Origin of the sequence: Limnohabitans sp. JirII-31, assembly GCF_002778315.1 — a bacterium.
Taxonomy (GTDB): domain Bacteria; phylum Pseudomonadota; class Gammaproteobacteria; order Burkholderiales; family Burkholderiaceae_C; genus Limnohabitans.
On sequence record NZ_NESA01000001.1, the window covers coordinates 356,367 to 369,333 of the forward strand.

At 59.6% G+C, this 12,967-nt stretch carries 13 protein-coding genes; 7 read left to right on the forward strand and 6 right to left on the reverse strand.

Going from position 1 to position 12,967, the window contains the following annotated elements; genetic code table 11:
- Positions 1-168 precede the first annotated feature (168 nt).
- A complete protein-coding gene (locus B9Z41_RS01755) occupies positions 169-1,158 on the reverse strand; it encodes a tripartite tricarboxylate transporter substrate binding protein (RefSeq protein WP_199172909.1) in 990 nt (329 codons plus the stop codon).
- 82 nt (positions 1,159-1,240) lie between these two features.
- Between B9Z41_RS01755 and acnA the strand changes: the two genes are divergently transcribed.
- From acnA to B9Z41_RS01775, 4 genes are all read left to right on the forward strand, one after another.
- Positions 1,241-3,994 carry an aconitate hydratase AcnA gene (acnA, locus tag B9Z41_RS01760; protein WP_100145078.1) on the forward strand — a complete coding sequence of 918 codons (2,754 nt, stop codon included), beginning with the start codon at positions 1,241-1,243 and terminating at the stop codon, positions 3,992-3,994.
- Between the two features lie 11 nt (positions 3,995-4,005).
- Entirely contained in the window at positions 4,006-4,902 is an 897-nt protein-coding gene (locus B9Z41_RS01765) for a GntR family transcriptional regulator (RefSeq protein ID WP_100144372.1), read from the forward strand.
- 72 nt (positions 4,903-4,974) lie between these two features.
- Positions 4,975-5,205, forward strand: coding sequence for an antitoxin (locus tag B9Z41_RS01770; RefSeq protein WP_100144374.1), 231 nt, complete (start codon positions 4,975-4,977; stop codon positions 5,203-5,205).
- A 2-nt stretch (positions 5,206-5,207) separates the two neighbouring features.
- Positions 5,208-5,624: a type II toxin-antitoxin system VapC family toxin gene (locus B9Z41_RS01775; protein WP_100144376.1), complete on the forward strand. Its 417-nt coding sequence runs from the start codon at positions 5,208-5,210 to the stop codon at positions 5,622-5,624.
- A 46-nt stretch (positions 5,625-5,670) separates the two neighbouring features.
- Here the strand turns inward: B9Z41_RS01775 and B9Z41_RS01780 are convergent, their stop codons facing one another.
- Positions 5,671-6,525, reverse strand: coding sequence for a DUF6671 family protein (locus B9Z41_RS01780; protein ID WP_100144378.1), 855 nt, complete (start codon positions 6,523-6,525; stop codon positions 5,671-5,673).
- A 7-nt stretch (positions 6,526-6,532) separates the two neighbouring features.
- Positions 6,533-7,540 carry a sodium-dependent bicarbonate transport family permease gene (locus tag B9Z41_RS01785; RefSeq protein WP_100144380.1) on the reverse strand — a complete coding sequence of 336 codons (1,008 nt, stop codon included), beginning with the start codon at positions 7,538-7,540 and terminating at the stop codon, positions 6,533-6,535.
- A gap of 85 nt (positions 7,541-7,625) precedes the next feature.
- On the opposite strand from B9Z41_RS01785, the gene B9Z41_RS01790 reads away from it, so the two are divergent.
- Positions 7,626-8,534: a LysR family transcriptional regulator gene (locus tag B9Z41_RS01790; RefSeq protein ID WP_100144382.1), complete on the forward strand. Its 909-nt coding sequence runs from the start codon at positions 7,626-7,628 to the stop codon at positions 8,532-8,534.
- A 68-nt stretch (positions 8,535-8,602) separates the two neighbouring features.
- Here B9Z41_RS01790 and B9Z41_RS01795 read toward each other — a convergent pair whose 3' ends face one another.
- The 3 genes from B9Z41_RS01795 to B9Z41_RS01805 all read right to left on the reverse strand — a co-directional run bounded on the left by B9Z41_RS01795 (position 8,603) and on the right by B9Z41_RS01805 (position 10,342).
- On the reverse strand, positions 8,603-9,004 hold the full coding sequence (locus B9Z41_RS01795) for a type II toxin-antitoxin system MqsA family antitoxin (protein ID WP_100144384.1): 402 nt from the start codon (positions 9,002-9,004) through the stop codon (positions 8,603-8,605).
- Between the two features lie 2 nt (positions 9,005-9,006).
- A complete protein-coding gene (locus tag B9Z41_RS01800) occupies positions 9,007-9,303 on the reverse strand; it encodes a type II toxin-antitoxin system MqsR family toxin (RefSeq protein ID WP_100144386.1) in 297 nt (98 codons plus the stop codon).
- 61 nt (positions 9,304-9,364) lie between these two features.
- Positions 9,365-10,342 carry a tripartite tricarboxylate transporter substrate binding protein gene (locus B9Z41_RS01805; RefSeq protein WP_100144388.1) on the reverse strand — a complete coding sequence of 326 codons (978 nt, stop codon included), beginning with the start codon at positions 10,340-10,342 and terminating at the stop codon, positions 9,365-9,367.
- A gap of 211 nt (positions 10,343-10,553) precedes the next feature.
- Here B9Z41_RS01805 and B9Z41_RS17200 point away from each other — a divergent pair, with 211 nt between their 5' ends.
- Complete coding sequence (locus B9Z41_RS17200; RefSeq protein ID WP_100144390.1) at positions 10,554-10,766, forward strand: hypothetical protein; 213 nt, start codon at positions 10,554-10,556, stop codon at positions 10,764-10,766.
- Between the two features lie 435 nt (positions 10,767-11,201).
- Positions 11,202-12,947, forward strand: a complete 1,746-nt coding sequence (locus B9Z41_RS01815) for a class I SAM-dependent DNA methyltransferase (protein ID WP_100145080.1) — start codon at positions 11,202-11,204, stop codon at positions 12,945-12,947.
- The last annotated feature ends 20 nt before the right edge of the window (positions 12,948-12,967 follow it).

The window sequence follows — 12,967 nt, forward strand, 5'->3', positions numbered from 1 at the left end:
GTCAGTATGCCCAGGCCGATGCCAAAATGCGATCGCCTCGTCTTTAAGAATTCCGATTGGCAATCCAACCATCAAGACCTTGCTGGCTGTGCTGAACGCATCAGGCCTGCACCTTTCTGTCAGCCGACAGAACGCACCTTAACGCTCTCTACCAGAGCGCGCAGATTCTTACTCCGCCGTGATCTTGGCGGTGTCCACGATGCGCTGAAACTGCACCGACTCGGTTTTGATGAAGTCGCGGAACTGTTGCGTGCTCATGGGCGCGGGCTCGCCGCCTTGGTCTTGCAGCTTCTTGGCCAGCTCGGGGTCTTTGATGGCTTGGGTCACTGCGGCGTTGAGCTTTTGCAGCACGTCGTCGGGGGTGCCCGCCGGGGCAAACAAACCAAACCAGTTCTCCAGTTGGTAGTTGGCCAAGGGCTTGTACTCGGCAATGGCCGCAATGTCGGGCGCAAAGCTGGTGCGCTTGGCTGATGTCACGGCAATGGCCTTGACCTTGCCGTCTTTGATGAAGCCTTTGGCCGCGGTGTAGCTCACAAAGGTCATGTCCACGTTGCCCGACACCACGTCAATCAATTGGCCCGCTGCGCCCTTGTAGGGAATGTGAACCATGTGGATGCCTGCCAACTCTTCCAGCAGCTCACCGTTGAGGTGCTGCGGGTTGCCCACGCCGCTGGTGGAGTAGGCCACCTTGCCAGGATTCTTTTTCGCGTAGGCCACCAGCTCTTCGATGTTCTTGGCCGGAAAAGCCGGGCTCACCACCAACACGTTGGGAATGCGTGTGACCAGCGTGATGGGTGCCAAGTCTTTTGACGGCGAGTACTGCATTTTGTTTTTGTAAACAAACGCGTTGATCGCTGTTTCGCCCGCAGACCCCAGCAACAGCGTGTAGCCATCGGGCGCGGCCTTGACCACGGCCATGGCACCAATCATGCCGCTGCCACCGGCCTTGTTGTCGACGATGACGTTTTGCTTCAAGGTGGCGCGCAACTTCTCGGCCAGCAGCCGCGCAATGGTGTCGACCCCACCGCCCGCCGAGAACGGCACCACGATCGTGAGGGTCTTGTTCGGGAACTCTTGTGCACTGGCAGGCGCAGACACACCCATGCCCGCTGCCATGCACATGGCGGTGAGTAAAAGCTGACGACGGACATTGAACATGGGTGACTCCAAAGGGGGGGAGGTGTTTTCGAGGTGAACGATTGATTGCATTTTATATTTGTAAAATGCAATAATGCAAGCCATGGAAAACACCTACCCATTCGCCCCAGCCCATTTCAGCGTCAACCAAGAGACCTATGCGTATGTGGACTTGCCCACGGTCTGTGGCGAGCGCTTGCAGCAGTTGCCCATGGTGTTGCGCTTGTTGTTGGAGAACGTCATTCGCAACATGCAAGGTGCCGAGCGCGAGCAAGCCGTGCAAGCCATCTTCGATTGGTTGCCCAGCGGCACCAGCGAAGCCGAGATTGCGTTTCAACCGGGCCGCGTGCTCATGCACGACACCACCAGCACCCCCGCCTTGGTGGACATTGCCGCCATGCGCAACGCGCTGCACGAGGCGGGCGTCGACCCTGCGGTGCTCAACCCTGGCTTGTCCGTGGATGTGTCCATCGACCACTCGCTGGCGGTGGAAGTGTTTGCGGTGCGCGACGCGGTGACGGTGAACTTGCAGCACGAGATTCGGCGCAACGGCGAGCGCTACCGTTTTTTACGCTGGGCCGCTTCGGTGTTGCAAGGGGTGCGCATTCACCCACCGGGCACGGGCATCATGCACACCATCAACCTGGAGCAACTCGCCACGGTCGTCACCACGCAAGACAAGCAGGGCGTGACTTGGGCCGTGCCCGACATGATGATTGGCACCGACAGCCACACCCCCATGGTCAACGGCATCGGCGTGCTGGGCTGGGGCGTCGGGGGCTTGGAAGCCCAGACCGTCATGTTTGGCATGCCCACCATGCTGCGCATTCCCGATGTGGTGGGTGTCAAGCTGGTGGGGCAGTTGCCACCAGCGGCACTGGCCACCGACTTGGCCTTGACCGTCACCCAGCGTTTGCGCCAGCTGGGCGTGACCGGCGAGTTTGTGGAGTTTTACGGCCCCGGCGTGTCCACGCTGAGCGCGGGCGACCGCGCTGTGGTGGCCAACATGGCGCCTGAATATGGCGCCACCACGGGCTTCTTTGGCATCGACGCCAATACCTTGGCCTACCTCAAAACCACCGGGCGCACCGACGCCGCCATTGGCTTGGTCGAGGCCTATGCCCAACACGCAGGCTTGTGGTTTGACCCGCAAGCCGAGCCGCGTTACACCCAAACCCTCACCATCGACCTCAGCACCATTGGCCTGCACGTGGCGGGTCCACGCCGCCCGCAAGACCTGTGGCTGTATTCGCAAACGCCCGAGGCTCTGGCCGAGGTGGGCTTCACGCCCTCAGTTGGCGCGGGTCACTCGGGTTCCTCAGTTCAGCCAGTTCAGGCAATTCAGTTAGGTCAGCCAGTTCAGTCAGGTCATTCACTGAACGCAGTCAGTGCCTCGAGTGCGGCCATCCATGGCCAAGCCGACACACTGCCACGCCATCCGGTGGCCATTGCCGCCATCAGCAGTTGCACCAACACCACCGACCCTGCTTTGTTGGTGGCCGCAGGCCTGCTGGCGCGCAAAGCCAGGGCGCTGGGCTTGCGTGTGCCTGCGTGGGTCAAAACCTCATTGGCACCGGGCTCGCCAGCGGCGGCGACCTACTTGGCGCGTGCGGGCTTGCTGGAAGACCTTGACGCGCTGGGCTTTGGCATCGTGGGCTACGGCTGCACCAGCTGCATCGGCAACACCGGCCCATTGACCGCAGCTGTGCGCGACGCGCAGCGGGCAGGCCAGTGCAAGGGCGTGGCCATTTTGTCGGGCAACCGCAACTTTCCCGGACGCGTGCACCCCGACCTTGAGCTGAGCTTCATCATGTCGCCACCCCTCGTCATTGCTTTTGGCTTGTGTGGCGACGCCCAAAAAAACCTGGCCACCGAGCCGCTGCAAACCGCGCCCAACGGCCAAGCCGTGTACCTGAAAGACATTTGGCCCACGCACGAAGACATTGCGGCCCACGTGGCCCTGGGTGCCAACCCCGACGACTACGCGCGCGACTTTGCACGCGCCACTGCCAACCCCTTGTGGCACGCTCTGCAAGCACCGCATAGCCCGCTGTTTCCGTGGGACGAGCGCTCCACCATCCTGCGCCGCCCGCCGTTTGCCGCCGTGACCGAGGGCAGCCAACTGGGCCACTACAGCGCCTACCCCTTGTTGGTGGTGGGCGACGACGTGACCACCGACCACATCTCGCCCGCCAGTGCCATTCCACCCGACAGCTTGGTGGCCGACTTCTTGGTGGCACGCGGCGACGACCGCCACGACTTGAACGTGTTTGCCTCACGCCGTGGCAACTGGGAGGTCATGCTGCGTGCGGCCTTCCACAGCAAAACCTTGGTCAATTTGTTGCAGCCGGGTTTGCCCGTGGCGCACACCCTGCACGTGCCCAGTGGCGAGGTCATGCCCATCTGGGACGCCGCCCAACGCTACCGCGACGCCGGTGACGCGGTGGTGCTTGTGGCGGGCGAGCGCTACGGCATGGGCTCGTCGCGCGACTGGGCGGCCAAAGGCCAACGTCTGCTGGGCATTCGCGCCGTACTGGCCGTGAGCTTTGAGCGCATCCACCGCTCCAACCTGATTGGCATGGGCATCTTGCCGCTGCGCATGCCAGCAGGCATGAGCCCTCACACCTTGCAACTGCAACCGGGCGATCAACTGCAAGTGCACGCCGCGCCCGAGCTGTTGCAACCCCGGGGTGCCATTGCGGTGTGCGTGCGCCGCGCCGATGGACGCGAAGAAAGCTTTCAGGCCACGGCCGCGGTGGAAACGCAACTGGAGCTCAGCTTGCTGCGCGCGGGTGGGGTGATTCCGTCCATCTTGCACAGCACCATCCAAGCGCACGCTGATCACAAGGCCTGCTAGGCTCGCATGCCATGAGCACCGACACCTCCATCGCAGCCCAAGTGGTGGCCTACATCCACGCCCAAGGCTTGGCGCCGGGCAGCCACTTGCCCGCACAAGCCATGGCCGACCACTTGAAGGTGTCGCGCTCGCCCGTTAACGACGCACTGGCTTTGCTACATAGCCAAGGCGTGTTGCGGCGCGAAAAAAACCGGGGCTACTTTTTGGCCAAAGCGGTGGACGTGAACAACCGCAAATTGGCCAAAGCCCTGGGCCTGCATGCCCCAGACGCCGTCAGCGCCGCTTACTTTCGGGTGGCCGAAGACCTGCTGCAAGGCAACTTGCCCAACGCGTGTTCAGAAGCCTTGCTCAAAACCCGTTACGACTTGACCACGGCCCAACTGCAAGCCGTGTTGAGCCGCATTGCGCAAGAGGGCTGGGCCCATAAAAAACCGGGCTATGGCTGGGAGTTCTCGACCATGCTGACCACGCCCGACAGCTTGCTGCAGTCGTACCGCTTGCGCATTGCGCTAGAACCTGCGGCTTTGTTGGAGCCCGACTTCTACCTCGACCCCCAGGTGCTGCAAAGCTGCCGCGCTGCCGAGTTGCACTTGCTGGCTGGCGGTATTGAAACCGACACCCCCGACCAACTGCACAACCGGGGTGTGCGCTTTCATGAGTCGTTGGTGGAGGCCTCGGGCAACCCGTTTTTCATCGACACCATCCAGCGCCTCAACCGTGTGCGCCGCTTGCTGTCGTACCGATCCATGCAAGACCGCCAGCGTTACAAAGAGCACTGCCAACAGCACCTGCGCATCTTGGACTTGCTGGAAAAAGGCCGCAACGCCGAGGCCAGTGAGGCGCTGCGCCGGCACCTCACCCGCACGTTGAAAAATCTGCAAAAAATTCAGGGGATATTGAAGGCTTAAAAAACGTCTGAATTGGACTTTTTAAGGACGAATGTATATACTTTAAATATATACATCGTGTGAGGATTCACCATGACCTACGCCCGCATTTTTCAGTCTGGCAACAGCCAAGCTGTGCGTTTACCCAAAGAATTTCGGTTTGAGCAAGACCGCGTCGAGATCTTTCGGCAAGGCAACGACGTCGTGCTGCGCCAAGTGCCCGCCAACGCTGCTGCTGTGTTTGACTTGCTGGGTAGCTTGCCCGCTGACTTCATGGCCGACGGCCGCCAAGACACCCCGCCCCAAGAGCGCGAGGAGCTTTGACAATGGCCCGTGCGCCCACCCGCTACCTGCTGGACACCAACATCTGCATCTACATCGCCAAAGGGCAGCCAGCGGCTGTGCGCCACAGGTTTGAGGCACTGTCGATACAGCAATTGGCCATGTCCACCATCACCGTGGGCGAACTGCGCTTTGGTGCCGAAAAAAGCCAATCCCGCGAACGCGCTTTGGCCACCATTGCGCAATTGGTGCAGATGATTCAACCCTGCGCCTTGCCCATGGCCGCTGCTGAGCACTATGGCCATGTCCGCGCCACGCTGTCGCAACAGGGCTTGCCCATTGGCAACAACGATCTCTGGATAGCCGCTCACGCATTGGCAGAGGGGTGGACGCTGGTGACCAACAACTTGCGCGAATTCAGCCGCGTGCCTGGGCTGCGCGTCGAAAACTGGGTGGTCTGACACGACAACCATTCACCCCATAGGCGGGTAGCTGAAAGCGCAGGCCTCACGGGTTGCACGCATCACACCGGCTCGGGTCGGCCCAGGGGTCTGTTTGCAGCGCACGTTGCGCTTCATGTCCGCAGTTGTCGCAATGCCACACCTCGGCTATGGGCAGCCGGGTGTTGTGGCCACACGCGCGGCAAGGCAAGCCTGTGATGTGGCGAGTGGGGCTGTAACCCGGTGCTTGGCATTGGGGGCAGGCAGACAGCAATTTGTGGATCAAGTCGTCAGCCGCTTTGCGAATCATGGCTTGCCGGGTGGGGTTGCAATACGCACGCAGGTCGTTTTCGACCCACACCGCGCCGTTGGGCGACTCGGCCTTGACCAAGCGGAATGCATCGTCCAGGTCGTGCCATGTGCACACACCTTTGAAGAGGTGCGCACCTTGTGGCTCGGCGCGCACCACCACATGGTGCTCGGGGAATTGGGCTTGCGCGGCGAACTGGTGCAGTGCCTCCAGCGTGCGCACACTGGCGTGCGCGCTTTGTGCGGGCCCATGTGCCAGGCCCATCACTTCAAAGCCTTGGCGCTGGTCGACCCACAGCAGCACCTCGGTGTTCCAGGGCATCAGGCCGGTGAAGGGGTCGGTGTCAAACGCGCCCTCGCTGGCCAGCCCCACCGGTGCGCCCGTCAAGTCCATCGCGATCTGCGCTTTCTTTCGGGCCGCTTCGCGTTGAGAGCCCAGGCGCTTCACCTCGCCCGTGAAGGTGCCCAAGCTGTCGGTGTCGTAGCCGTTGGTGTGCAGCACATGGCAGCCCAAGGCGGCCTCCAACGGGGCCTTCAACAGGTCTTGCTTGCCGTGCTGTGTCAACAGGGCAACTTGAAGGCCTTGGTAAGAAGGCCGATGAGAAATTGCCATGCGAGTGTCAAACAAGAACAGCGTGCGCCAGGCTCACGTAGATGGGGATGCCCACCAGAATGTTCAATGGAAACGTCACCCCCAAACTCAAGCCGAAGTACAGCGACGGGTTGGCCTCGGGCAGCGCGAACCGCAACACAGCGGGCACCGCAATGTACGACGCACTGGCCGCCAACACCATCAGCAAAGCACCATCGCCTGCGGGCAGTGCCAGCAACCACGACAGCCCCAAGGCCGCGCTGGCGTGCACCACAGGGCCCAACACCGCATAGGCAATCAGCACCGGCGATTTGTCTTTGACTTGGGGCAAATTGCGCGCAGCCATCAACCCCATGTCGAGCAAGAAGAACGCCAACATGCCTTTGAACAAATCGCCAGAAAACGGTTGCATGGCTTGCTTGCCGCTGTCGCCTGTGATCAGCCCCACCACCATGGCACCCAGCAGCAGCAACTGCGCGCCATCGGTGAACGACTCGTGCAAGATCTTGCCCACCGACACCGTGGGCTTGCCCGCTGGGCCACCCAGCGCGGCCACGCCACCGCCCACGGTCACCACACCGGTTGCGGCCTTTTGGCGCAGCGCGTTGGCAAACACCACCGCCATGATGATGGCGGGCGACTCCATCAGCGCCATGGCTGCGGCCATGTGCCCGCCGTAGGCGATCTGTTGGTTTTCTAAATACTGCACCGCCGTGACAAACGTCACCGCACTCACTGAGCCGTAGGTGGCGGCCACTGCCGCTGCATCAAAGCCCGACACAAAGCGCTTCAACATCCAGTAGCCTGCCCACGGAATGCAGATGGCCAGCAGCACGGCGGCCCCTAGGCTCGTGCCTACGCTGGCCGTGAGCCCAGAGTGAGACAGTGCAAAACCACCCTTGAGCCCCAGCGCCATCAACAGGTAGAGCGACAAAAAACGCGAGATGGCAGGGGGAATTTCGAGGTTGGATTTGACGGTGCCTGCCAGCACCCCCACCCCAAAAAAGAGAATGGCTGGGTCGAGTAAGTTGTTCATGGGTGTTGTCCTTTGCGCCCATCTTAGAAATTCAGGTGTATCTTGTAAAATCGATTTTTATGTACTTGTGAATAGATAAAAGTCTATGAATATCACCTTCCGACAACTGCGCTTGTTCTTGGCCTTGGCAGACACCGGCAGCGTGAGCGCTGCGGCCAAAGCCATGCATGTGACCCAGCCCACGGCCTCGATGCAATTGAAAGAGGTGAGCCAGTCGGTCGGGCTGCCGCTGTACGAAGTGGTCAGCAAAAAAATCTACCTCACCGACGTGGGCAAAGAGCTGGCCGCCACCGCACGCGCAGTGGCCCAGGCTTGGGATGGGTTTGAACAAAACGTAGACGCCATCAAAGGCCTGTCACGCGGCAAGTTGCGGGTGGCGGTGGTCAGCACGGCCAAATACTTCATGCCGCGCCTGGTAGGCAGCTTTTGCACCAAGCACCCGGCCATCGATGTGTCGCTGGAAATATTGAACCGTGACGGCGTGGTGCAGCGCCTGCGCGACAACCTGGACGACCTCTACATCATGTCTCGGCCACCGGTGGACATGGACTTGGGCGACGAAGTGTTCATGCCCAACCCACTGGTGCTGATTGCCCCCAACGCCGACCCACTGGTGAAACGAAAGTCTGTGCCCTTGCATGAGCTGGCGCAACGCCGCTTCATCCTTCGCGAAACCGGTTCCGGCACCCGCATGGTGGGCGACCAGTTTTTTAAAAAGATGAAGTTCCGGCCCGACATTCGGCTGGAGCTGGGCAGCAACGAAGCCGTCAAAGAGTCGGTGGCGGGTGGTTTGGGGTTGGGGGTGATTTCACGCCATGCGCTGCATGGGCTGAAAAAAGAACACGGCGTGAGCGTGATTGATGTGGAAGATTTTCCGCTGCCCTCGGCGTGGCACATCGTGCACCCCTCCAGCAAAAAACTGTCGCCATTGGCCTTGGCCTTCAAACAGCATTTGCTCAAAGAGGTGACGCGCCGTCAGTGGAACTTGGTGTGAGTCAACGGCGCTTGGTCGTCACTTGCCCGTCCTTCACCACCTTGGCCATGGTGGTCATCTGATTGCGATCAGGCGGAGCGAACTTCCTTGAGCAGGTCGGGGTGTCGATCGAGTAACTTGAACAGTTTGACAAGTGCCAGCGGGGGCTTGGTTTTTCCGTTCTCGTAGCGAGAAAACGCGTTCACACCGCCACCGAAAATTTCGGCGGCCTCACGCTGACCAAGATCCAGCTTCTTGCGGACATTGACGATGAAACTGGGATCAACGATTGCTGCGTTGACCTGCTTGTTGAATGCTTGCATCTCACGCATGACGCGCTCTGTTTCTGCCATGTCTGTGATCGACTCATCACAGGCAGGACAAAAATCGGCGGTCACTGCGGGAATCGTGGTTGTTTCACCCTTGTAGGTGTAGGGCACATCCCGGGTGTCATGGATCAATTTCGCCGCACCACAGACTGGACATTTCATTGTCATAACTCCTTGAAAGAAACAATCAACACGTCATCCACGACCGTCAGTTTCAAATACACGTCTCCTGCCTTTGTGCTTGGGCGGTATACGTCTTGCCATATCGTGTGGTCGGCATGCGTGGTCATGCTCTTGTAAAAGTCCGTTGGAGTCAGCGCCTTCACCACCTCCAACATGTCATGAAACCCGAACCCCAATGCAGTGGCACCTAATCTTGCTGACTGCGTTGTACGAACCTTTCCCGTCTCAACGAGTGCTTTGACGATGGAAAGTTTGCAATGCGGGGTTCGCTTTTCCATGAATTAATTATAACCTATTTGGTTATTTTTAATGGCGTGATTTTGACTGCGCCTGCGCCCGTCAATCCACCGTCACCTGTCCGTCCTTCACCACCTTGGCCATGGTGGTCATTTCGAGTTTGAGCCACTGGCCAAACTGATCGGGGCTCATGGCCAGGGGCTCTGCGCCCAGGGTGGTCAGGCGTTCTTTGATGTCGGGCAACGCCACAATGCGTTGCACCTCGGCATACAGCTTGTCCACCACCGGCTTGGGTGTGCCAGCGGGGGCCAGCAGGCCTTGCCAACTGCCGGTTAAAAAGCCTGGCAAAGTTTCAGCCACTGTGGGTGTGTCGGGCACTTGGGCATTGCGCTTGGCGCTGCTGACGGCCAACAGTTTGAGCTTGCCCGACTTGACGTGCGGGTACGTGGCCACCATGCCATTGAAGGTGACGTCCACTTGGCCACCCACCAAATCGGTCATGGCTTGTGCGCCCCCCTTGTAGGGCACATAGCTCCAGGCCACGCCCGTGCGCTGCGCAAACATCACGCCCGCCAAGTGCGTGGCACTGCCCATGCCAGCGGCTGCTGCAAAGTTGACCTTGCCGTTTTGTGCTTTGGCATAGGCCACCAACTCGGCCACGTTATTCACGGGCAGCTTGCTGGGCACCACCAGCAAGTGGGGTGAGTAAGCCACCATGGTGATGGGTGCAAAGTCTGTCGGCACCTGAAACGGCAGTTTGTACAACGCGGGGCTGATGGCCAAATTGCCCACATCCATCAACGCCAAGGTGTAGCCATCGGGGGGCGACTTGGCCAGCGCATCGGCACCCACATTGCCGCTAGAGCCTGCGCGGTTTTCCACCACCACGGGTTGGCCCCAGGCGTCGGTCATCTTTTGGCCAATCAAACGCGCCAACACATCCGACGTGCCACCGGCAGGGAAGGGCACAATGATTTTGATGGGCTTGTTCGGGTAGCTGGCAGCTGCGGTTTGCCCATGGGCCAGTGGCAACAAGCTGCATGCACCCAGGGCCACGGCCCACACCAAGTGTTTCAACATACGGGGTATTCCTTGTTTGAGTGGGCAGAGGCTATCACCACGGCGCATGGTGGGCGGTAGGGGTTTTCTGTGGGGCGGCAGATGGTGCGCGTACAGAGCAGATGAGGTGTGGGTGGCAATTGGACAAAAAGCCCGAGCCCCCAAGGTGAACCACCCGCCTTTGCGCATTGTTCGAATGAGCGACATCGAATAAGGCATCACGCAGACAGCCGTGGGTGATGTGGTGCAAATTCCCGTCACAAACATTGCCAAGACGATTGCCGACTGCTTCAAGTTCAGAAACAAAATTGGACTTGATGTGGCGCTAGAGGCATTGAGAGATGCATGGCAACAAAAAAAGGTCACGATGGATGAACTTTGGAAAGCCGCTGAACATTGCCGCGTTGCTAACGTCATGTGCCCTTACTTGGAAAGCTTGGTATGACAACGAAGAACATAGGATTCGAAGTAATTGGAATTTGGTTTGGCGTATATAGAAAAATAAGTTTTCTAACTGCTAATTGAAGATTTTGATGAATTTATAGGTTTGTAATTTAGGCAGAATATAGATAACAAAAATATGAAGAATAAAAGTACGTATTTTTGTCTGTCAAAAGACTGTTGCATGTTGCACTTGGTGAGGGATTTATTTCCGCATATAACCGCCGCGCAGACGGTGTTTGGAGCAAACGATAGAGCGCAAGGTAGTAGTCGAAAACTGACATGTTCGAGAATCAGGTGTGTGGCTATTACCGTGCAAACCATCTAACCGGCTCACCAAAGAACCTACTAACAAAACCGTTCCTCGGGAGAGAAGCATGACCGCAAGGTTGCCAATTGATGCGACGACTGCAGTAAGTGGAAGTTGGGGCTAAGTCTGATGGCGCTGTTATCGAAGCTGTCCATCAAACGAAACATCCGCGCCCTCGGCCAGGCTGCTGAACGATGCGGATGCGACGCGGCGACGCTCGTTGGCACGGTGCTTCGGCTTTGGTGTAAGACTGCCTTCCCGGCGCTTCCCAAGCCTTTGCTGCCCTATTCCAAGGTGCTTGCCGCGGAGCCACAAATTCCGGCCTTCGTGGCGGTGCTGGGCGAGCTCAGCTTTCTGGAGGCGACGTACTGGTTGAGCTCTTGCTACGCTATGCTGGCCGACGACGGGTATCGGAAGAACCTAGCGATGTTCTTCACGCCAGCGTCACTGACCGAGGGCCTGCTCAATGACCTTGCCGAGCAGGGCGTCGACTTCGGTAGACAGACTTTCATGGACCCGGCCTGCGGCGGTGCAGCGTTTCTGGCGCCCATCGCCTTGCGCATGCGGACGGCGCTGGCGGCGCGCGGGTCCAGGGCGCTGAAGGTGCTCAAGCACATTGAGAAGCACCTCTACGGCTGCGACCTGGACAAGACGCTGTGTGAGTTGTCCAGGCACTTCCTGTGCATGGCTCTGCACGCGGAAATCCAGAAGACGAACTACGTCCCGTCGTTCAACATCCACGTGGCTAACTCCCTCACTAGCCTGGCCGCCTACCTCGGCACGCTGGACGTCGTCGTCTGCAATCCGCCCTACCGCAAGATGACCGCCGAGGAACTGGCGCCGTTGCGCGCCACCTACGCGGATGTCATCGAGGCCCAGCCGAATCTGTACTGCCTCTTCATCACCTTGTGCGTTCGCTCGCTCCGCATTGGCGGACGCGCTGCACTGGTAACTCCCACCAGTTTCCTGTCCGGGCAGTACTTCGGACGACTACGCAAGTTCCTCATCCGCAACACCGACGTAGAGCACATCGGCATGGTCAGCGATCGCCAAGGTGTTTTCATCGACGTCGAGCAAGAGACTACCCTCACGGTGCTGCGCCGCCGCTCCGAAGAGGACCGCACACATATTAGAGCTAACGTTTCGGTCGTCTCAGGGGGCGGTCAGTACACGAGCGTCGGAGAATGCACTCTACCCAACGCTGGCGCAGTGTGGCCAATCCCTCGTTCCGTTGCAGACGTGGCCCTGCTCAAGACAGCCACCCTGTCGAGGTTCCGGTTGTCCGACTACGGCTACCGGGTTCGCATCGGGGCGTACGTCTGGAATCGCGACAAGCGACCCAAGTTCGATTCGCTCTTGGAAGCACGTAGGGCCAAAGCGCACACCGCGATGCCGCTCATGTGGTCACGGGACATCGTCCCGGGCGGCATCGTTCGACTTGAGGACACCTCCGCCTACGACGGCGAGCATCGTTTTGTCGACCTGGGGTCCAAGGAGCACACTTCAGTAGTCACGTCGCCATGCGTGGTCATGCAGCGAGTGACGTCCAACGACCAGCCGCGGCGGCTTGTGGCGGCCGCTGTGTCGCCGGGCGTCTTCGACACATACGGCGGCTTCATCGGCGAGAACCACGTCGTAATCATCGAATCGGTCAGCCACAAGCCGGTCCTGCCAACCACCAAGCTGGCAAAGCTCCTGAGCACACGCGCCGTCGACCGCTGCTTCCGGTGCATCTCGGGCGCCACCAACGTCTCAGCGTTCGAGCTCAATCAGCTCGCGCTTCCCGACCCGCTGGCACTTAAGGAGGCGCTGGCCGATGGCAGGGCCATGGAGGAAGCAGTGCGCCTCGCGTTCGGATTCGTTTCCGAGAGATGACTGGACAAGACAAACAATAG

What these genes read in the sequence shown, in the direction of transcription:
- B9Z41_RS01755 (WP_199172909.1), bottom strand. Translation starts at nt 1,158, where the DNA reads ATGTTCAATGTCCGTCGTCAGCTTTTACTCACCGCCATGTGCATGGCA.
- acnA (WP_100145078.1), top strand. Translation starts at nt 1,241, where the DNA reads ATGGAAAACACCTACCCATTCGCCCCAGCCCATTTCAGCGTCAACCAA.
- B9Z41_RS01765 (WP_100144372.1), top strand. Translation starts at nt 4,006, where the DNA reads ATGAGCACCGACACCTCCATCGCAGCCCAAGTGGTGGCCTACATCCAC.
- B9Z41_RS01770 (WP_100144374.1), top strand. Translation starts at nt 4,975, where the DNA reads ATGACCTACGCCCGCATTTTTCAGTCTGGCAACAGCCAAGCTGTGCGT.
- B9Z41_RS01775 (WP_100144376.1), top strand. Translation starts at nt 5,208, where the DNA reads ATGGCCCGTGCGCCCACCCGCTACCTGCTGGACACCAACATCTGCATC.
- B9Z41_RS01780 (WP_100144378.1), bottom strand. Translation starts at nt 6,525, where the DNA reads ATGGCAATTTCTCATCGGCCTTCTTACCAAGGCCTTCAAGTTGCCCTG.
- B9Z41_RS01785 (WP_100144380.1), bottom strand. Translation starts at nt 7,540, where the DNA reads ATGAACAACTTACTCGACCCAGCCATTCTCTTTTTTGGGGTGGGGGTG.
- B9Z41_RS01790 (WP_100144382.1), top strand. Translation starts at nt 7,626, where the DNA reads ATGAATATCACCTTCCGACAACTGCGCTTGTTCTTGGCCTTGGCAGAC.
- B9Z41_RS01795 (WP_100144384.1), bottom strand. Translation starts at nt 9,004, where the DNA reads ATGAAATGTCCAGTCTGTGGTGCGGCGAAATTGATCCATGACACCCGG.
- B9Z41_RS01800 (WP_100144386.1), bottom strand. Translation starts at nt 9,303, where the DNA reads ATGGAAAAGCGAACCCCGCATTGCAAACTTTCCATCGTCAAAGCACTC.
- B9Z41_RS01805 (WP_100144388.1), bottom strand. Translation starts at nt 10,342, where the DNA reads ATGTTGAAACACTTGGTGTGGGCCGTGGCCCTGGGTGCATGCAGCTTG.
- B9Z41_RS01815 (WP_100145080.1), top strand. Translation starts at nt 11,202, where the DNA reads ATGGCGCTGTTATCGAAGCTGTCCATCAAACGAAACATCCGCGCCCTC.